The 19,586-nt window shown below is 70.7% G+C and carries 18 protein-coding genes; 12 read left to right on the top strand and 6 right to left on the bottom strand.

Annotation, left to right across the window (positions count from 1 at the left end):
* Nucleotides 1–83: 83 nt before the first annotated feature.
* The 4 genes from FHD67_RS08200 to FHD67_RS08185 all read right to left on the bottom strand — a co-directional run bounded on the left by FHD67_RS08200 (nt 84) and on the right by FHD67_RS08185 (nt 8,461).
* Nucleotides 84–1,040 (bottom strand): sugar-binding transcriptional regulator, encoded by a 957-nt coding sequence (locus FHD67_RS08200; protein WP_139598417.1) that lies wholly within the window; start codon nt 1,038–1,040, stop codon nt 84–86.
* A complete protein-coding gene (locus FHD67_RS08195) occupies nt 1,037–1,720 on the bottom strand; it encodes an HAD family hydrolase (RefSeq protein WP_139598416.1) in 684 nt (227 codons plus the stop codon). The genes FHD67_RS08200 and FHD67_RS08195 overlap by 4 nt, the downstream gene beginning before the upstream one ends.
* 30 nt (nt 1,721–1,750) lie before the next feature.
* Nucleotides 1,751–6,370, bottom strand: coding sequence for a DUF3320 domain-containing protein (locus FHD67_RS08190; RefSeq protein ID WP_139598415.1), 4,620 nt, complete (start codon nt 6,368–6,370; stop codon nt 1,751–1,753).
* Between the two features lie 156 nt (nt 6,371–6,526).
* Complete coding sequence (locus FHD67_RS08185) at nt 6,527–8,461, bottom strand: TonB-dependent receptor domain-containing protein (RefSeq protein WP_176695082.1); 1,935 nt, start codon at nt 8,459–8,461, stop codon at nt 6,527–6,529.
* Nucleotides 8,462–8,661: 200 nt separating this feature from the next.
* Between FHD67_RS08185 and phnC the strand changes: the two genes are divergently transcribed.
* From phnC to phnE (FHD67_RS08165), 4 genes are all read left to right on the top strand, one after another.
* Nucleotides 8,662–9,480 (top strand): phosphonate ABC transporter ATP-binding protein, encoded by an 819-nt coding sequence (phnC, locus tag FHD67_RS08180; RefSeq protein ID WP_127898970.1) that lies wholly within the window; start codon nt 8,662–8,664, stop codon nt 9,478–9,480.
* Between the two features lie 19 nt (nt 9,481–9,499).
* Nucleotides 9,500–10,399, top strand: a complete 900-nt coding sequence (phnD, locus tag FHD67_RS08175) for a phosphonate ABC transporter substrate-binding protein (RefSeq protein ID WP_139598413.1) — start codon at nt 9,500–9,502, stop codon at nt 10,397–10,399.
* 62 nt (nt 10,400–10,461) lie between these two features.
* Nucleotides 10,462–11,307 carry a phosphonate ABC transporter, permease protein PhnE gene (gene phnE, locus FHD67_RS08170; protein ID WP_139598412.1) on the top strand — a complete coding sequence of 282 codons (846 nt, stop codon included), beginning with the start codon at nt 10,462–10,464 and terminating at the stop codon, nt 11,305–11,307.
* Nucleotides 11,304–12,617, top strand: coding sequence for a phosphonate ABC transporter, permease protein PhnE (gene phnE / locus FHD67_RS08165; protein ID WP_139598411.1), 1,314 nt, complete (start codon nt 11,304–11,306; stop codon nt 12,615–12,617). Before phnE (FHD67_RS08170) ends, phnE (FHD67_RS08165) begins: the two co-directional genes overlap by 4 nt.
* Here phnE (FHD67_RS08165) and phnF read toward each other — a convergent pair.
* Entirely contained in the window at nt 12,614–13,321 is a 708-nt protein-coding gene (phnF, locus tag FHD67_RS08160; protein WP_139598410.1) for a phosphonate metabolism transcriptional regulator PhnF, read from the bottom strand. The two genes, phnE (FHD67_RS08165) and phnF, sit on opposite strands and share 4 nt — an antisense overlap.
* A gap of 87 nt (nt 13,322–13,408) precedes the next feature.
* On the opposite strand from phnF, the gene phnG reads away from it, so the two are divergent.
* Genes phnG through phnN form a run of 8 tightly spaced genes read left to right on the top strand, consistent with a single transcriptional unit; the run spans nt 13,409 to nt 18,876 of the window.
* Nucleotides 13,409–13,846, top strand: a complete 438-nt coding sequence (gene phnG / locus FHD67_RS08155; protein WP_139598409.1) for a phosphonate C-P lyase system protein PhnG — start codon at nt 13,409–13,411, stop codon at nt 13,844–13,846.
* A complete protein-coding gene (phnH, locus tag FHD67_RS08150) occupies nt 13,843–14,391 on the top strand; it encodes a phosphonate C-P lyase system protein PhnH (RefSeq protein WP_139598408.1) in 549 nt (182 codons plus the stop codon). Before phnG ends, phnH begins: the two co-directional genes overlap by 4 nt.
* Nucleotides 14,391–15,458 (top strand): carbon-phosphorus lyase complex subunit, encoded by a 1,068-nt coding sequence (locus FHD67_RS08145; RefSeq protein ID WP_139598407.1) that lies wholly within the window; start codon nt 14,391–14,393, stop codon nt 15,456–15,458. Before phnH ends, FHD67_RS08145 begins: the two co-directional genes overlap by 1 nt.
* A complete protein-coding gene (locus tag FHD67_RS08140; protein WP_139598406.1) occupies nt 15,455–16,054 on the top strand; it encodes an HAD family hydrolase in 600 nt (199 codons plus the stop codon). The genes FHD67_RS08145 and FHD67_RS08140 overlap by 4 nt, the downstream gene beginning before the upstream one ends.
* Nucleotides 16,051–16,911 carry an alpha-D-ribose 1-methylphosphonate 5-phosphate C-P-lyase PhnJ gene (locus FHD67_RS08135; RefSeq protein ID WP_045983744.1) on the top strand — a complete coding sequence of 287 codons (861 nt, stop codon included), beginning with the start codon at nt 16,051–16,053 and terminating at the stop codon, nt 16,909–16,911. The genes FHD67_RS08140 and FHD67_RS08135 overlap by 4 nt, the downstream gene beginning before the upstream one ends.
* Nucleotides 16,908–17,666 (top strand): phosphonate C-P lyase system protein PhnK, encoded by a 759-nt coding sequence (gene phnK, locus FHD67_RS08130; RefSeq protein ID WP_046001043.1) that lies wholly within the window; start codon nt 16,908–16,910, stop codon nt 17,664–17,666. The genes FHD67_RS08135 and phnK overlap by 4 nt, the downstream gene beginning before the upstream one ends.
* A gap of 2 nt (nt 17,667–17,668) precedes the next feature.
* The gene (phnL, locus tag FHD67_RS08125) at nt 17,669–18,352 is read left to right on the top strand and encodes a phosphonate C-P lyase system protein PhnL (RefSeq protein ID WP_139598405.1); all 684 of its coding nucleotides are present in this window, start codon (nt 17,669–17,671) and stop codon (nt 18,350–18,352) included.
* Nucleotides 18,349–18,876, top strand: coding sequence for a phosphonate metabolism protein/1,5-bisphosphokinase (PRPP-forming) PhnN (gene phnN / locus FHD67_RS08120; RefSeq protein ID WP_139598404.1), 528 nt, complete (start codon nt 18,349–18,351; stop codon nt 18,874–18,876). Before phnL ends, phnN begins: the two co-directional genes overlap by 4 nt.
* Here the strand turns inward: phnN and FHD67_RS08115 are convergent.
* Nucleotides 18,852–19,517 (bottom strand): DUF1045 domain-containing protein, encoded by a 666-nt coding sequence (locus tag FHD67_RS08115; RefSeq protein WP_139598403.1) that lies wholly within the window; start codon nt 19,515–19,517, stop codon nt 18,852–18,854. The genes phnN and FHD67_RS08115 overlap by 25 nt on opposite strands.
* Nucleotides 19,518–19,586: the final 69 nt, after the last annotated feature.

The following is a 19,586-nucleotide window of genomic DNA, read 5'->3' as shown; positions in this document are numbered from 1 at the left end:
TCGCGCCGTCTTGCGAATCTGTCAACGCAGATTCCCCGCCGCAGCGCAGCGAGGGTGTAAAGGCTTGACGACAGTGCAGTTCTTCAGGCCAGCAGGCGTTCCGCCGTCGCCTCCGAGGTGATCAGGCCGTTGATCAGCCCCCCCACCATCGCCGCGCGGATGGCCGGCAGCTTGGCCTGACCCGAGGCGACAGCGATCACCGGACGGTCGCTCCCGCAGGGCAGCGGCGCCGACGCCACGCGGCGGTTGAAGTCGCAATCGATCACCTGGCCCTGGGCGTCATAGACCCAGCTGGTGATCTCGCCCACGGCACCGGCGCGGGCCAGCTGCGCCATTTCGGCCTCGCTCAGGAAGCCGTCGACATGCAGCGGCGCGGTCATGTCCATCTGTCCGATGCCCACCAGCGACAGGTCGGCGCGGGCGCACAGGTCGATGGTGTTGCGGGCGGCCTGCTGTCCCTGCATCGCCGCCAGTTCCGCCGCGTCGCGCGCCAGCACCGGCAGCGGATAGGGAAAGTGCGGCGCGCCGATGCGCTCGGCCAGCCGGATGGTGGCGTTGTAGGGGGTGGCCGACCCGTCCTCCATCATGTTGCCGAGGCGGGACACGACGACATGCTGGGGACAGGTCATGCGGGGCAGCTGTTCCACCGTGGCGCGCAGGTTGCGCCCGGTGCCCAGGCTGACGATCCGCCGTTCGGGCGATTTCAGCACGCGTTCCAGATGCGCGGCGGCGGCGATGGCGATGCCCGCCAACAGGTCCGGCGCCTCGGGGTCCGACGGCGCGACCTCGGCCGTCAGCAGGCCGAACCGGTCCTGCAGCGCGCGCGCCAGGTCCATGCAGCGTCCGATCGGGTGATCCAGGCGGACCTTGACCAGCCGTTCGGCCAGCGCCATCGCGACCAGACGCTGCGCGGTCTGGCGGCTGACGCCCAGCTTGCGCGCGATCTCGTCCTGGGTGTTTCCGGCGACGTAGTACAGCCAGCCGGCGCGGGCGGCATCGTCCAGGCGGGTCGTTTCGGGGGTGAAATGGTTCTGGCTCATGCCGGCACCTGGATGCGCGCCAGCAGATCGGAGAACTGCGACCAGCAGTCAAAGCCCTCGTCCGTTGCGGGCTGTCCCGCCAGATGGGCGCCGCCGCGGTACTGCAGGACCCGCATTCCAGCCGCGCGGGCCGCCTGCAGGCCGGGCTGGCTGTCCTCGATCACCAGGGCATGGGCGGGATCGACGCCCATCCGTTCGGCCGCGAACAGGAACAGGTCGGGCGCGGGCTTGCCGCGCGCCACCTGGCTGGCCGTAAAGACGTCCGCGCCGAACCGCTGCGCCAGGTCCAGCACCGCCAGCGTCCGCGCCACCCGCGGCGGGCTGGACGAGGTCGCGACGCAGACCGGCAGCCGGATCTGCGCCAGCGCATCGGCAAAGCCCGGCGTCGTGCGCAGATCGGTGTCGAACCGCGCCAGCAGGCGGGCCCGATAGGTGGCCTCGAAATCGGCGGGCAGGGTCAGGGCAAAGCGGTCGCGGATCGACGCCGCGACCGTGGGAAAGCTGCGCCCCAGGAAATCACGGCGCACGTCGTCGGGTGTCACGACGATGTCCAGACGCGCCAGCTGGTCGATCAGCACCTGCGCGGACAGCACCTCGCTGTCGGCGATGACGCCGTCGCAGTCGAAGATGATCAGGTCCACGCGCATCGGTCCGGCTCCCTTGCCTTGTGCGGCAGCCATAATCGCATTCCGCTCGTCGGGGAATAGGCCTCAGGCCGCGGCCATGCCCAGCAGCACCCCCGATATCGCCTCGGACAGGTCCGGCCCCACGCGCTGAAAGCCCAGAAGGCGCGCCACGGCGCGGGTCAGCTGGTCGGGCGTCATGCCGCCGTTCTCGGTCCGGATCATCCGCGCGGCGGCGGCGATCTCTTGCGGGGGCAGGCAGGCGGCCTTCAGCAGGCTGCCCGTCTCGGCGCTGCGGTCGCGGACGGGCGGGCTGTCGGCCTGCGCCCGGGTCATCAGGAAATCGCCCTGCCGCATCAGGTCGGCATCGCGGCGCAGGGCCAGTGCGGTGGCCCGGGCCACGGCCTCTCCAATCCGGCTGCCGGTCCGCGCCTTGCCAAAGGCCGCGGCGATGCGCCGCGCCACCTCGTCGGCATGGACCGGTCCCTCCGTGCGGATGACGGCCGCGGCCAGGTCGGCCAGGACGGCGTCGGGCTGGTCATGGGGCTCTCCCTCGGGCGGGGCCTGCAGGTCCGCGCGGCGATAGGGCGGCGCCGACATCGAGGGCGGCGCCAGCTCCAGGACCGGTTCGGGGTCGTCTTGGACGACGGGCCCTGCCCCATGGTTCGCGCCGCGCGGGCGGATGCCGTCCTGCGCCGCATCGCGGGCCTGCGACAGGGCGTCACGCAGCCGCGCGATCTCCGCCTCGCGGCGGTGGAACCAGTCGGTGCTCCAGATGCGGTGGAACCGCCAGCCCAGATTCTCTAGGATGTCCTGGCGCAAACGGTCGCGTTCGCGCGCCCACAGCGCACCGTGATAGGCGGCGCCGTCGCATTCGACCGCCGCCAGGTACTGGCCCGGACGATCGGGGTGGCGCACGCCCAGATCGATGCGGAACCCCGCGCTGCCGACCTGCGGATCGGCCAGATAGCCCAGATCGCGGATCACGCGCGCGACATCCTCCTCGAACGGGCTGTCGGGGGCCAGACCGGTGGGGCGGCGTTCCTCGATGATGCCCGACTGCGCGAAATCCAGGAACCGCTTCAGGACGCGCGGCCCCTCGCGGGTGGTCCGCGACGGGTCGATCTGGCCCGGGTCAAAGGACGCGAACACCTCGCAGCGGATGCGCGCGCGGGAAAACAGCACGTTCAGACGACGCTCTCCGCCCTCGCCGTTCACGGGGCCGAACTGCATCCGCGTCAGCGGGCCGTCGGGCTCGGCGGGGCCGTAACCCACGGAAATCAGGATCACGTCGCGTTCGTCGCCCTGCACGTTCTCGATGTTCTTGACGAACACATCCTCGGCCCCGCCCTCGCGCAGCAGCGCGTCCAGCGCCGGGTCGCGGCGGCGGGCGGCATCCGCCACCTCGGTCAGCATGTCGGCCTGCGCCTTCGAGAAGGCGACCACGCCCAGGGACAGGCCCGGCCAGTTGCGGGCGTGATCGGCCATGGCGGCGACGACGGCCTCGGCCTCGATCCGGTTCGTCCCTGCGCGCCCCCGCCCGCTGCCGCGCGCGGCATAGGCGCCGGACACGCGACGGAACTTCAGCCCGTAATCGGGGTCCAGCTGCAGGGGCGACGGCGGCAAAACCAGTCGGTCGTCATAGAACTCCGCGTTCGACACCCGGATCAGTGACGGGTCGCGCGACCGGTAATGCCATTCCAGCATCCGCGACCGCAGCCCCCGCGCCTCGCACAGCGACAGGATGCTCTCCATGTCGGCCACGTTCGCGCCCTGGGGGCCGTCCTCGGGTTCGTCCTGGTCTTCGGCATCGTCGACCAGGCGGTCGAAGAACGATGTCGGCGGCAGCTGCTTCTGGTCGCCCACCACCACGATCTGGCGCGCACGCGCGATGACGCCCAAGGCATCCTCGGGGCGGATCTGCGACGCCTCGTCGATGACCAGCAGATCAAAGCTGACCGCATCGGGCGGCAGGAACTGGGCGACCGAGATCGGGCTCATCAGCATCACCGGCTTGATGCGCTGGACCATCGCGCCCGCGTTGCGCATCAGCCAGCGCACCGGCTTGTGCGCGCGGCGGCGGGCGATCTCTCCGCGGATCAGGCCCATCTCTCCCTGCGTGCCGCGGGGCAGCTGATCGAAATGTCGCGACAGGATCAGCGTCTTGGTGGCCTCGATCCGCTCGGCCTCCAGCTGGCGGAACAGGCCGACCAGGTCGTGGCGATCCAGCATCGGCAGATCGTTTAGCGCGGGCCGCGCCTGGCGGGCGGCGTTCCAGCGCGCCTCGGCGCAGGCATAGGCGAACTCGGTCGCGGCGTCCTGCGGGGCCAGATGCCCGGCGCGCACGGCCTCGACCACCGCGGCTGCGCCGTGGCGGCCCGCCACCTGCGCGTCGCGCGCCAGATCGGCCCATTCGGCATAGCGGGCGGGCGCGTCGGCCATGCCCGACAGCGCCGCCTGCCAATCCGCGATCGGCGCATCGCCCGCAAGGCCCGCGGCCTTCGCGTCCAGGTCCAGCCTGTCGCGAACCCGCGCCAGCGCCGCCCGCGCATCCTGCACGGCCGCCGCCAGCGCATCGCCCTGCGCCGCGGGGTCGGGAATGTCGGTCAGCGCCTGCACCACCGCCGCCGCGTCCGGGAGGCAGCCGTCCAACTCTCCCAGCCAGCCCGCCACCGCGGCCAGCCGTGCAAAGGGCGTCCGCTCGCCCCGCCAGTCGGTCCCCAGGGTCGCCGCCAGATAGGCTTCGTCGTCGGCCAAGATGCGGCGCAGGCGGCGCAGCGCCACCAGCTCATCCGCCAGCGCCAGCCGGTCGGCGGCCGCCGACGGCATCGGTCCGACCAGCAGCGTCTGCAGCTGTGCCGACGCCGCGCGATAGGGGCCGAACAGCCGACCAAGGAACGACCCCACCCCGCGCGCCAGCCCGGCCCGCAGGGGCGCGGGGTCCAGATCCGGCGCGGCGGGGGTGAAACGGGTCAACACCTGTTCCTGGGCCGCCGCCCATTCGGCGCCCGCCTGCAGCGCCTGCACCAGGCGGGGATCGCGGGCGGCCGCGAACAGGGTCGCGGCGTGATCCGCCGCCCCCTGGGGGGCGCGCGCCAGCATACGCAGCATCCGCACCCGCGCCTCGGCCCGGTCCAGCGTCGGCTGGCCCTGTGCCGCGACCGCCTGCAGCGCCGCCAGCGCGGCGCGCAGGTCGTCGCCAAGCCGCGCCAGATCGGTCGGCTGCAGGTCCAGCGCCCGCGCGCCGCGGAACGGATGGGCCTGGGGCGGACCGGCCCGGTCGCGCGCCGCCACGAAACGGGCGATGGCCTGCGCCGCCTGTTCGCGTGCGGTGGCGTCCAGCGCCTCCAGGCCGTCCAGCGGGATGGCCGGCGGGCGGGCGCCCTGTCCGATGAACCCGATGATCCGCGACAGCGCCGCATAGGGCGCCTCGTCCCAGGGCGGCAACGGGTCGTGCAGCAAGCCCGTGACCGCGTTCAGCATGTCGCGCGTCTGGCGCAGGCGCGCGGGGTCCGCCGTGGCGGGCAACGGATGCGCCCCGGCCATCAGGGTCCGGCCCAGCTCCTGCGCCAGGGCCTTCTTGTTGGCGCTGCGCGAATGCAGCTCAAGGCAGATGTCGCGCAGGCCCGCGCGGGCAAGGCGGTCGTGGACGACCGACAGGGCGGCCATCTTCTCGGCCACGAACAGCACCGTCTTGCCGTCATGGGCGGCGGCGGCGATGATGTTCGTGATGGTCTGCGACTTGCCCGTGCCCGGCGGGCCCTGCACGACCAGGCTGGCGCCCGCGCGGACCTCCTCGATGACCTTGGTCTGGGATGCGTCGGCGTCGATCACCTGGATGATGCGCGCCGGGTCCAGACGGTCGTCCAGCCGGTCGCGATCGCCGAACAGCGGCGCGTCGCCCGCGAATCCCTGCGCCAGCAGCCCGTCCAGCAGCGGGTTGCCGTCGAACGCCCCCTCCGGCCAGTTGGCGGGGTCCAGGTCGCGGTGCATCAGCAGCTTCGCGAAGGAAAAGAACCCCAGCTGCATCCCGTCGCGGTCCACCTGCCAGTCCTGCTGCCCGGACACGGCGTCCTGAACCAGGCTCAGATAGTCGCCGGGCGTCCAGTTGTCGTCCTCCTCGATCTCGGGCAGATGGATGCCGAAATCCTGGCGCAAACGCTCCTGCAACGGCAGGTTGGCGGTCAGGTCATCCTCGCGCGCCATCAGGTCGAAGGTCGAGCTGCGGTCGTTGCGCACCAGCTGCACAGGCAGCAGGATCAGCGGCGCCTCGCGCAGGACCTGCGATCCGGGCGCCTCGCGCCAGCGCAGGAACCCCATCGCCAGGTACAGCACGTTCAGGCCCTGCTCCTCCTCCGCGGTGCGGGCGTCGTGGGACAGGCGCAGCAGGCGGCGGGCCAGCGCCTCGGGGCCCAGGGGGGTCTCCAGCTGGCTGTCGGACTGGGTCTGCGCACCAGGCGCGGCCAGCAGCAGAACGCCCTCGGGCGTGGCCGTGTCGCTGCCCATGGCGCGAAAGCGCATGCGTTTGCCCTGGATGCGCAGCAGGCGCCAGACCTCGTCGCTGCGTTCGTGGATGATGTTCAGGCAGCTGGCGCGCTGATTGTCGCGGTTCACATGGATCAGGCGGTTGCGCGTCCCCGTCTCTAGCAGCTTGCGGCGGGCGGCATCCAGGGTGCGGGTCAGGGCGGCGGGCTGGGATTGGGTCATCGGTCCAGGTCTTCTCGTTGCGCGTCCGACCCCAGGGGGGCGGAAGGGGAACATAACCGCAACCTGAACGAAAGACGAGGGATTCCAGACGGAAAACGCCACTTCCTCGGGACATTTCGAGGGGTGCGGCCCGGTTTCCCGGACCGCGGGGGGCCATCAGAACCGCAGATCGGCCGTCAGCGCGATGCTGCGCCCCGGTTCCAGCTGCTGCACGACGGTGCTGAAATCCGCCCCATAGGTCGCCCGGTCGGCATAGGCGCGGTCGAACAGGTTGTTGACCTCGGCGCGCAGGGTCACGTTGCGGAACGCGGCCGGTTCGTATTCGGCAAAGACGTCCACGACGGTATAGCCGGGCCAGTCGCCGTCGACATCCACGCCCTGCCCGTCCTCCTCGATCGCGTGCTGGATGACGCCGCCCAAGGTCAGCCCGGCCATGACGGCGTGGCGCGCCTCCAGCGACAGCATGCCGCCCGGCACGGTGCCCAGCTCGCGCAGGTCAAAGCTGGAGGCCGGCTGGCCGTCCAGCTCGACCGATGTGTTGCTGTAGCGCAGCGCGGCAAAGCCGCCCTGCCAGTCGCGACGGGCGGACAGACGGAACCCCCGGCTTTCCAGATCGCGCGACACCAGCCCCTTGCGGACCCCGTCGATACGGGTCTGGAACAGCTCGGCCCCCAGGGTCGTCGCACCCGGCTGCCATTCGACGCCCATCACCACGTTGCGCGCCCGCGTGGGCTCCAGCGCGTCATAGGCCCTGGGCGCGACATAGGGCGCGTCCAGCTCATAGACCGAGGCCAGCTGCGTGCCGCCGAACACCGTCGACCAGCCCGCGTTCAGACGCAGCGCATCGGTGGCGTGCCAGGTGGCAGCGGCGTTCGCGCTGGTCCCGTCGGTGTCCAGGCGCTGCCCCCCTGCGCCGGTGAACCGGCTGAAATCATGGCGCAGCCCAGCGCTGTAGTCGATGTCCCCCGCCGTGCCCCGCCCCTGAAGGAACAGTCCGGTCGTGGTTCGGTCCTCGCGGAAGGCGGCGGCCGTGCCGCGGAACACCCCGTCATAGGTCGCGCGCGTGCGATAGTTGTCCAGGCCCGCGGTCAGTTCGACCCCGTGCACGGTCATCCGGTTCTGGAGGACAACGCTGACGGTATCCGCATCGCCATTGTTGAAATCGGGAACGGGGGCGTCGGGCGTGGGCAGGTCGACGGTGTCCAGCTGGTTGCGGCTGCGCGCGATGCGGATCTCGGGGTCCAGCAGGCCCTCCGCGACCGTGCGGCGCAGGGTTAACGTCTGGGTCGACTGTTCCAGCGCATAGCGGCGCGTCTCGGGGACCGGGCGGCCCCCGATCGTGCCGGTGAAGTTCGCGCGATAGGGGCGCAGCGCGTCGTCCCGGAACCGGATCGCGCCCAGCTCCGCCCGCCAGTCGCCGAACTCGGCCCCCAGCTTCAGCGCCTCGCTGTTCAGGTCGGCCCCTGTGCGGGCCACGGTGCGGCCGTTCCCGTCCTGATAGGCGTCGCCCGTCGCCCGCTTCGCATAGATCAGCGCGTCGACCGGCCCCTGGCGCCCATACAGCGTCACCGCCCCGGTCGCCGTGCCGCCGTTGTCGCCATAGCCGATGGTGACGCGCCCGCCGCGGTCGCGCCCGTCCTCCAGCATGTCGATGGCCGATTTCGTCTCATACGCGATGCTGCCGCCCAGCGCGGCAAAGCCCGCATCCGCAGGCGCCACGCCCGGATCGACGCGCGCGGCCTTCAACAGGCCCGGATCGATCATGTTGGTGCCGGTATGGTGGAACATGCGGTTGTTCTGCGCGGCCCCGTCGACGCTGACCGACAGCTGCTGTTCGTCGATGCCGTTGACAAAGACGCGTTCCGCGATGGCGATGCCGCTGCTGACGGTCACGCTGGGTTCGGCGCGGAACACGTCCTCGATGGTGCCGGTGCGGGCATCCTCGATCTGTTCCGCGCTGGGGGCGATGCGGGCCGGGGCCTCGCCCTCGGCCGTCAGGGTGATCTCGTCCAGCAGGATCGGCTGGGACAGGGCGGGCAAGGGGGCAAGCGCGGTGCCCAGCATCAGGGCGGCCAAGGGGTGTCGCGTCATCGGGTTCTCCATCCATCGGGTCAATGGCTGGCGATGGCGCGGGGCCGGGCTGGCAACGCCATCCTCATAGGGGCAAAGCCGCCGCCTGTTAAGCCCGGATCGCGCGTGGGCCCGCCACCCCTGTCACCCAATCGTCACCGCATCGTCGGATGGGTGTCACGCCCCACCGCTAGACGGCCCCCATGACATCGAGAGGCCCCATGCTGGACATTCGCGACGCCACCCGCATCTTCGGCCGCAAGGCGGCGGTCGACCACGTTTCCTTCCGCATCGACGGCCCGGCCTTCGTCGGCATTATCGGCCGGTCCGGCGCGGGAAAATCGACGCTGCTGCGCATGATGAACGGGCTGACCCCCGCCACCAGCGGCCGGATCCTGGTCGAAGGGCGCGACGTTGCCGCCCTGACCGGCGCCGCCGCCCGCCAGTGGCAAAGCCAATGCGCGATGATCTTTCAGCAGTTCAACCTGGTGCCGCGCATGGACGTGGTGTCGAACGTGCTGCACGGCATCCTGAACCGGCGCGGCACGTTGCAGACGGTGCTGAACCTGTGGCCGCGCGCCGACATCCTCCGCGCGCTGGAGATCCTGGACCGCCTCGGCATCGCCGAACAGGCGCCCAAGCGCGCCGAGGCCCTGTCCGGCGGCCAGCAGCAGCGCGTGGCCATCGCCCGCGCGCTGATGCAGGACCCCCGCATCATCCTGGCCGACGAACCCATCGCCAGCCTGGACCCGATGAACGCGCAGATCGTGATGGACACCCTGCGCCGCATCAACGTCGAGGATGGCCGCATGGTCATCGCCAACCTGCACACGCTGGACACCGCGCGGCGCTATTGCGACCGGGTGATCGGCATGCGCGACGGGCGCGTGGTGTTCGACGGGCTGCCGTCGCAGCTGACCACGGGCGTGGCCCGCGACATCTATGGCGCCGACGCGGATTTCAACGAAAGCGCGACCTCGACCGCCATGCCCACCGATACCAGCGCGGATGTCGAATACGCCGCCCGCATGCTGGCCTGATCCCGAACCGGAGAGCACCATGACCCGACTGCTGAGCCTGCTGGCCGCCACCGCCGCCCTGACCACCCCCCTGCATGCGCAGGAGATCACCGAATTCCGCATCGGCCTTTTGGGCGGAGAGAACGCCCAGGACCGCATGGCGTCGAACGAATGCCTGCGCGACTATGCCGAACAGGCCCTGGGCGTCCCCGTCCGCCTGTTCACCCCCGCCGATTACAACGGCGTCATCCAGGGGCTGCTGGGCGGGTCGCTGGACATGGCGTGGCTGGGCGCGTCGGCCTATGCCGCCGTGTACGTCGCCGACCCCGAGGCGGTCGAGCCGGTGCTGGTCAAGACCAACCTGGACGGCAGCTATACCTATCATTCGATCGGCTTCGCGCGCGCCGACAGCGGCATCACCTCGCTGGACGACATGGAGGGCAAGAGCTTTGCCTTTGCCGACCCGAACTCGACCTCGGGGTTCCTGATCCCGAACGTGGAACTGCCCGAGGCGGGCTATTCGATGACCGAGGGCGAGTATTTCAGCCGCATCGCGTTTTCGGGCGGGCACGAACAGTCGATCATCGGCGTCGTCAACGGCGATTTCGACGCCGGCGTGACCTGGGCCGACGGCCAGGGCGCGTGGGAGGACGGCTACAACTCCGGCGCGCTGCGTAAGGCGGCCGATGCGGGCATCGTCGACATGAACGACATCGTCGAGATCTGGAAATCCTCGCCCATCCCAGAAGGCCCGGTGGTCGTCCGCAAGGATCTGCCCCAGGACGTGCGCCAGACGATGATCGACCTGGTCGCAGGCCTGCACGCATCGGACCCCGAATGCGCCTATGGCGTCGCCGCCGGAGAGACCGCGGGCTTCAGCCCCGTCACCCACGCGGAATACGAGACGATCATCGCCATCCGCCGCGCCGAGATGAACTGATCGCCACCCCGTCTGGGCCGGGCCCCGCACAGGGCCCGGCCTTCGCATATCCAGGAGGCAGCATGGCACTGGCCGAAATCCAGCACGACTATCTGGCGCTGACGCGGCGGCGACGCCTCTATGGCGGGTTGCTGGTCGTCATCTTCGTGGCGATGATGGTGTCGGGGTTCCGCGTGGCCGACGCCCGCAACGCCGGCGGGTTCTGGCAGGGGCTGCACCAGGTGGGCGATTTCCCCGCGGCCCTCGTGTCCGAGGCGGTGCAGAAATCGGCCAACCTGCCCGGCCACATGATCCGCGCCCTGCCCGCCCTGGTCGAGACGCTGAACATCGCGCTGGTCGCCACGCTTCTGGGTTGCATCGCGGGCACCGCCCTGTCGCTGGCGGCCACGCGTGGCCTGGCCCGGTGGCCGCGCCTGGTGCCGGTGGCGCGGCGGGTGTCGGACATCTGCCGCGCCATCCCGGAAATCGTCATCGCGCTGGTGCTGATCTTCATCCTGGGCGGCGGCCCGGTCCCCGCCGTCATCGCCATCGCGATCCACACCGCGGGCGCGATGGGCAAGCTGTTGTCCGAAGTGAACGAGAACGTCGACCTGAAACCGGTCGAGGGTCTGGCATCCGTCGGCGCCACGTGGTCGCAGCGCATCTGGCTGGGCGTGTTCCCGCAGGTGGCGCCGAACTATCTGTCCTATGGCCTGCTGCGGCTGGAGGTGAACATCCGCGCATCGGCCATCCTGGGCTTCGTCGGCGCGGGCGGCATCGGATACGAGCTGCGCAACGCGATGACCTTCGGTCAGGGCAAGTTCGATCAGGCGGCGGCGATCTTTTTGCTGCTGTTCATGACCATCGTGGTCGTCGACCAGATCTCGGGGCTGGCCCGCAACCGCCTGACGCACGGGGCCACGGCATGACCACGATGACCCTGCAGGACCGCACCATCCGCATCATGGACCGCAGGCGGCGCATGGCGCTGGCGGTGCCGGCGCTGATTCTGGCCTATCTGGTCTATGCCGCGATCACCTTCGATCTGGCGGGTCTGGCGCAGCGGGCGCGGCTGGACAACGCGGCGGTGCTGATGGCCGACACGGTCAGCCACAAGATCCACGTGACCCGTGACAACCGCCGCGACGCCCTGTCCGTCAGCGTCGAAGGCAGCGCCCGCGCCACCTTTGCCCCCGACCGCCTGCCGGACTGGGTCGCGGCGCAGGGGTCGCGGACGGTGATCGACCTGGGCGCGGGCCATGTCGTCACCTATGACGGGCCGCGCACCACCTATGACATTCCCGATTACGGCCCCGTCACGCTGACCGTCGGCGACGGCGTGACGCTGGACACGCCCGATGGACAGGTGCCCGCGTTCATCAACGCCAGCCCCGCCCGCGTAACCATCACATCCGATCAGGGCCGCGTCACCGCCACCCGCGCCCGCACGGAAACCCTGCGCTATTTCTGGGGGTGGGAGATGTTCTTCTTCGACCTGTCCAGCCCACTGGCCGGCCTGTCCGCGGGACAGGTCGCGGCGGCGGTCCTGTGGGGCGACCGGATCAACCCGGCGCGGTCCAACCTGTCGCTGGCCCTGTCCGAGTTCTGGACGAACGACATCTGGCAGCACGGGGCCGTGGCCTGGGCCCTGTTCGAGACGATCCTGATGGCGTTCCTGGGCACCTTCGGCGCGGCCTTCGTGGCGCTGCCGCTGGCCTTCCTGGCGGCGCAGAACTTTGCGCCGTCGCGGGCGCTGCGGTTCGCGGTGCGGCGCGTGTTCGATTTCGTGCGCGGCGTGGACGCGCTGATCTTCACGATCATCCTGTCGCGCGCCTTCGGTCCGGGGCCGCTGACCGGGGCGCTGGCGATCCTGCTGACCGATACCGGCAGCTTCGGCAAGCTGTTCTCCGAGGCGCTGGAGAACGTGGACGCCAAGCCGATCGAGGGCATCCGCTCGACCGGCGCGGGCGCGCTGCAGCGCTACCGCTTCGGCGTCATCCCCCAGGTGATGCCGGTCCTGCTGTCGCAGATGCTGTACTTTCTGGAAAGCAACACCCGCAGCGCAACGATCATCGGCGCGATTACCGGGGGCGGCATCGGACTGATGCTGACGCAGGCGATCCAGACCACGCAGGATTGGGAAAAGGTCGCCTATTACATCCTTTTGATCGTGCTGCTGGTCATCGCGATGGACGGCCTGTCGGGCTGGCTGCGGCGCCGCCTGATCCGCGGGACCTAATCCGCCAGCACCAGCGAGACCCGGTCGCCCGCGAACCACGTCCGCCCATATTCCACGGGCCGGCCTCGGTCATCCAGGTTCACCGCCACCGAGCGCAGCACCGGCGCGCCCTGCGGGATCCGCAGGGCCACCGCCTGCGTGGCATTGGCCAGCTTGGCCGTGATGCGGGTGCTGGCCCGCGTATAGTCGGCCACCCCGCAGGCGGCCAGCGCGGCGGTGATCGACTGATGGTCGCGGGCCTGGTCGCAGAACCCCGCCAGCCATCCCGGCAGCACCGACCGGAACAGCGCCAGCGGCTGGCCGTCGGCCAGCGACAGCCCCTCGACCACGTGGACCGGATCGCCGGGGGACAGGTCCAGCATCTGCGCCTCGACCGCGTCGCAGGGGCGGGTTTCCAGCCGGGTGAAGCGGTGCGACCCCGTGCGCCCCGCCGCCGCCAGGTTCTGCGAAAACCGCACCCGGCGGCCCAGGGCATAGTCGGTCGGCCGCGCGGTCACGAAGACCCCCGCCCCGCGCCGCGCATGGACCAGCCCCGCGTCAGCCAGCTGCGCCAGCGCGTGGCGCACCGTGTGGCGGTTGACCCCGAAACGGGTGGCCAGCGCCGCCTCGGACGGCAGACGGTCGCCGGGGGGATAGTGGCCCGAGGTGATCTCGGCCCGCAGGGTGTCGGCGATGGCCTGCCACAGGGGGGTCTTGTCCGTCATCAAAAATTCACACGGTTCCTGTTGAGAACATGGCGCGGGCGCGCTATCACTTGTCTAGTTGTATAGATAACGGGACACCCCGGCAAGATGTCAGCTTCCCCCATTCCCCATCGCCGCGACTGGCTGTCGATCCTGGCCCGCAGCGCGCCCGACAGGCTGGCGCAGCTGCTGCCCGACCTGCCCGATCACGCCCTGCTGCGCACGCCCGAAACCGGCACCGTGATGGTCCAGGGCCGCATCGGCGCCACCGGCGCGCCCTTCAACGTCGGAGAGATGACCGTGACCCGCTGCGCCCTGCGCCTGCCCTGCGGCACGCAGGGCCACGGCCATGTGCAGGGGCGGTCGCACGCCCATGCGCGGCGGGCCGCGGCGATGGACGCGCTGATGCAGACCGACCCCGACGCCCACGCCCCCCTGATCGCCGCGCTGCGCGACGACGCGCAGGCCGCCCGCGACACCCGCGCCGCCAAGGCCGCCGCCACCCGGGTCGAGTTCTTCACCCTGCAACGCGGAGAGGACGCATGACCGGCCACGGATTCACCGATCCCTCCCGCCAATCGGCCCAGGGGTTCCGCGTGCTGATGGACGCCATGGCCCGGCCCGGCACGATCCACCGCCTGGATCAGGCCCACGCCCCCGGGGTCGGCCCCGCCGCCGCGACGGTGCTGCTGTTGCTGGCCGATCCGACGACGCCGGTGCATCTGGCGGGCGCGCTGCCCGGCCTGGCCCCGTGGCTGCGGTTTCACGCGGGCTGCCCGATGGCAGATGCACCGTCGGCCGCGTTGGCGGTGGGGCGCTGGCCCGACCTGCTGCCGCTGGACCGCTTTGCGGTGGGCCTGCCCGATTATCCCGACCGTTCGGCCACGCTGATCGTCGAGCTGGACCGGCTGGACGCGGACGGTCCCGTCCTGCGCGGGCCGGGCATCCGCGACCGCGCGACGCTGTCCCTGCCCGCGACCGCCCCCTTCCGCGTCAACCGCGCCCTGTTCCCGATGGGCCTGGACTTCATCTTGACCTGCGGCGACCGGCTGGCCTGCCTGCCGCGCAGCACCCGCGTGGAGGCCGCCTGATGTATGTCGCCGTCAAGGGTGGCGAACGCGCCATCGAGAACGCCCATGCCTGGCTGGCCGAGGAGCGACGCGGCGACCCCGACCTGCCGCTGATGTCGGTCGACCAGATCAAGGCGCAGATGGCCCTGGCCGTGAACCGCGTCATGGCCGAGGGCTCGCTCTATGACCCCGACGTGGCCGCGCTGGCGATCCGCCAGGCACGGGGCGACCTGATCGAGGCGGTGTTCCTGATCCGCGCCTATCGCACCACGCTGCCGCGCTTCGGTGCGTCCGTGCCGGTGGACACCGGCGCGATGGCGGTGGACCGGCGCGTCTCGGCCACGTTCAAGGATGTGCCGGGCGGTCAGGTGCTGGGGCCGACCTTCGATTACACGCACCGCCTGCTGGATTTTGCCGATCAGGCGGCGGTGGACCCCGCGCCGCTGGCCGCGCCCGACGCCGGCGCCATGCCCCACGTCATGGCGATCCTGGACCGCGACGGGCTGATCGAACCCAGCCCCCGCGACGACACCCCCGCCCCCGACCTGACCCGCGAGCCGCTGGAACTGCCCGCGAACCGCCCGCTGCGCCTGCAGGCGCTGGCCCGCGCGGACGAGGGGTTCGTGCTGGGCCTGGCCTATTCCACCCAGCGTGGCTACGGGCGCACCCATGCCTTTGTCGGTGAACTGCGCATCGGCCGCGTGCCCGTGCAGATGCACATCCCCGAGCTGGACCTGACCATCGACATCGGAGAGATCGCGCTGACCGAATGCGAGACCGTGAACCAGTTCAAGGGCTCGCGCACCGAACCCGCGCAGTTCACGCGTGGATACGGCCTGGTCATGGGACAGTCGGAACGCAAGGCCATTGCCGTCAGCCTGGTCGATCGCGCCCTACGCTGGCAGGAGCTGGGCGAGGATTTCACCGGCGCCCCCGCGCAGGACCAGGAATTCGTGCTGTCGCATTGCGACAACATCCAGGCGACGGGGTTCCTGGAGCATATCAAGCTGCCCCATTACGTCGATTTCCAGGCCGAACTGGAGCTGGTGCGCCGGCTGCGGGACGACAACGCAAAGGATGCGCAATGATCAAGGCGATCGTCTTCGACATCGGCAACGTGCTGGTCCGGTGGGACCCGGTGGCCGCCTTCCTGCCCCTGCTGGGCGACCGTGCGTCGGTCCTCGCCTTCCTGGATCGCGTGGATTTCGCCACCCTGAACCAGCGCGCGGACGGGGGCGCGTGCTTCGACGATCTGGCCGAGGCGATCGCCGATCCCCGCGACCGTGCGGCCTTTCTGGCCTATCGGGCCGGACACGCGGCCTCGATCCGCGAGCCGATCGAGGGGACATGGGTGCTTCTGGACCGCCTGCGGGCGCGGGGCCACGCGGTCCACGCGATCACCAACTGGTCCGCGCAGACCTGGCCCATCGGCCTGGCCACCCACCCGCGGCTGGCCACAGCCTTCGGCGTGACCATCGTGTCGGGGATCGAGGGCGTGCTGAAGCCCGACCCGCGCATCTTTGCCACGCTGTGCGACCGGGCGGGCGTGGCGCCCGACCAGTGCCTGTTCATCGACGACAGCCCCCGCAACGTCGCCGGCGCGCGCGACGCAGGCATGGCCGCGCATCATTTCACCGATCCCGCCGCGCTGGAGGACGACCTGATCCGACGGGGGCTGCTATGAGCGGTTACAACTTCGCCTATCTGGACGAACAGACCAAGCGGATGATCCGCCGCGCCATCCTCAAGGCACTGGCGATCCCCGGATACCAGGTGCCCTTCGCCAGCCGCGAGATGCCCATGCCCTATGGCTGGGGCACCGGAGGGGTGCAGCTGACCGCCGCCTGCCTGACCCCCGACGACCGCCTGAAGGTCATCGACCAAGGCGCCGACGACACCACCAACGCGGTCAGCATCCGCACGTTCTTTCAGCGCACGGCGGGGGTCGCCGTCACCACCGCCACCGCCGACGCGACGCTGATCCAGACCCGCCACCGCATCCCCGAGACGCCCCTGACCCAGGGCCAGATCCTGGTCTATCAGGTGCCCATCCCCGAACCGCTGCGCTTTCTGGAACCGCGCGAGACCGAGACCCGCAAGATGCACGAGCTGGAGGAATACGGCCTGATGCACGTCAAGCTGTACGAGGACATCGCCCGGCACGGCCGCATCGCGACCTCCTATGCCTATCCGGTCAAGGTCGAGGGGCGGTATGTCATGGACCCGTCGCCCATTCCGAAATTCGACAACCCGAAACTGTCGGACAGCCCGGCGATCCAGCTGTTCGGGGCAGGGCGCGAACAGCGCATCTATGCCCTGCCCCCGCATACCCATGTCGTCAGCCTGGATTTCGACGACCACCCGTTCAGCCCCTCGAAGGCCGATCACGCCTGCGACCTGTGCGGTGCTGACGCCAGCTATCTGGACGAGGTGGTGACCGATGACGCGGGCGGGCGGATGTTCGTCTGTTCCGACACCGATTTCTGCACCGCGCGGGTCGCCGCCGGGCACAGGGGCCGCCTGGCCGCGGAGGCCGCATGAACGCCCCCATCCTGTCCGTCCGGACCCTGGAACGCCGCTATGGCGCGCGGATCGGCTGCACCGGCGTCGGCTTTGATCTGTGGCCCGGAGAGGTCCTGGGCATCGTCGGGGAAAGCGGGTCGGGGAAATCGACGCTGCTGTCCTGTCTGGCCGGGCATCAGCGCCCCGATGCGGGCACCGTCACCTATGACGGGCGCGACGTGCTGGCGATGGCCGAAACCGAACGCCGCCGGCTGGCGCGCACCGAATGGGCCTATGTCCACCAGCATGCACGCGACGGGCTGCGCATGGGCGTCAGCGCCGGGGCCAATGTCGGCGAACGGCTGATGGCCGTGGGCCAGCGCCATTACGGCGACATCCGCGCCGCCGCCATCGACTGGCTGGACCGGGTCGAGATCGCCCAGGACCGCGTCGACGACCGCCCGCAGGCCTTTTCCGGTGGGATGCAGCAGCGGCTGCAGATCGCGCGCAACCTGGTGACCGGGCCGCGGCTGGTGTTCATGGACGAACCCACGGGCGGGCTGGATGTCAGCGTGCAGGCACGGCTTCTGGACCTGCTGCGCGGGCTGGTGCGCGACATGGGCCTGTCGGTCGTCATCGTCACGCATGACCTGGCGGTGGTGCGCCTGCTGGCCGACCGCCTGATGGTGATGAAATCGGGCCGCGTGGTCGAACAGGGCCTGACCGACCAGGTGCTGGACGATCCGCAGCACGGCTATACCCAGCTTCTTGTCTCCTCCGTCCTGCAGGTGTGACGATGATCCAGGTCGAAAACCTTTCCAAGTCCTTCACCCTGCACAATCAGGGCGGCACCGTCATCCCGGTCATGGCCGGGGCCGCGCTGCACGTGGATCCCGGCGAATGCGTGGGGCTGGTGGGCCAGTCCGGGGCGGGCAAATCCACGCTGATGCGGATGATCCAAGGCAACTATCTGCCGGGCGGCGGCAGCATCCGCATCGCCGGCACGGAACTGGTGGGCGCCGCGCCCCGCACCGTGACCGCACTGCGGCGGGGCACCTTGGGCCATGTCAGCCAGTTCCTGCGCGTGCTGCCGCGGGTGCCTGCGGTGGACGTGGTGGCCGAACCGCTGCGCGCGCTTGGGGTGCCCGCCGCGACGGCGCGCGCGCAGGCCGAGGGCCTGCTATGGCGGCTGAACATCCCGCGCCGGTTGTGGGCCCTGTCGCCCACCACGTTTTCCGGCGGCGAACAGCAGCGCATCAACATCGCCCGCGGCTTCGTCCATCCCTATCCCGTGCTGCTGCTGGACGAACCCACGGCCAGCCTGGACGCCGCGAACCGGCAGGTCGTCCTGTCCCTGATCGCCGAGGCCAAGGCCCGCGGCGCCGCGATCCTGGGCATCTTTCACGACGCCGAGGCGCGCGACGCGGTCTGCGACCGGTTGGTGGACGTGACCGGGTTCACGCCGGGACGCGCGGCATGATCGCGGCGGTCGTCGGACCATCCGGCGCGGGCAAGGACACGCTGATCGCCGCGGCCTGCGCCGCGCGGCCCGATCTGCGCCTGGCGCGGCGGGTGATCACCCGCCCCTCCGACGCCGGAGGAGAGGATTTCGACGGCGTCACCCCGGCACGCTTCGCGGCCCTGCGCGACGGCGGGCATTTCGCGCTGGACTGGCGGGCGCATGGCCTGTGCTACGGTATCCCGCACGATCAGCTGACGGGGCCGTCGGTGATCTTCAACGGCAGCCGCGCGGCACTGCCGCAGGCGCTGGCCCGGCTGCCCGACCTGCGGGTGATCCTGATCACCGCCCCGGCGGAGGTGCTGGCGCGCCGCCTGGCCGACCGCGGCCGCGAGGGGTCGGCCGACATCGCCGCCCGCCTGCGCCGCGCCGCCTTTGCCATGCCGCCGGGCATCGCCCACCTGACCGTGTGCAACGATGCCTGCCTTGCGCAGGGAACCGCGCGCCTTCTGGCCGCGCTTCAGCCCGACAGGGGCGCGCGGTGACGCAGGTGGAACCGGCCCTGCGCATCCTGGGCCACCAGACACAGGTCGGCGATCACGAAAGGCTGCGGCAGGACAGGGCCCAGCCAGGCCTGCGCCGCGGCCTGCACCCCGGGCCGTTCCGCGGCGGACAGCCGGTCGGTCAGGGTCAGGTGAAACCGAAACTCCTCCATCACGAAGGGATAGCCCCACCGGTCCAGCAGGGCGCGCTGGCGCGGGGTCAGGCTGTCGGGGCGCCGCCGCGCGACCTCTTCGGCCGTCAGCGGCGCGCGAAGCGGATCGGTGGCGCGCACCACCGCATCGGCCAGCGCGATCAGGTCGGACTGGCCCCCGGTGGGCATCAGCGCCAGGAACCCGCCCAGATCGCGCAGCGCCAGCGTCCCGCAGGTCACCGCCGGACAGTTGCTGGCCAGCGCGTCGACGGCCGCGATCAGGTCCGCTTCGGGGACGACGGGACGGAAGGGCGCGCGGATGGTGCCGTGAAACCCGTATCGGCGCGGCTGGCCCACCGGGCGCGCCGGCAGGGACGGATCATCGACCGCATGGCCGCCCGCCAGGTCCCAGCCCAGCCACGCCGCCGCACGGTCCGCAAAGATGCCGGGTTGCGGCGCGTAATAGACGGCATATCGTGTGAAATCCTGCATGCGCGGCACCCTAAGCCCGTTGTGTCACACGGCTGTGACAGCTCTCTGCCAGATGACGCCCTTCGACAT

It is taken from the genome of Paracoccus haeundaensis (assembly GCF_006239215.1).
GTDB lineage: Bacteria > Pseudomonadota > Alphaproteobacteria > Rhodobacterales > Rhodobacteraceae > Paracoccus > Paracoccus marcusii.
This window is presented reverse-complemented; position numbering and strand designations above follow the sequence as displayed.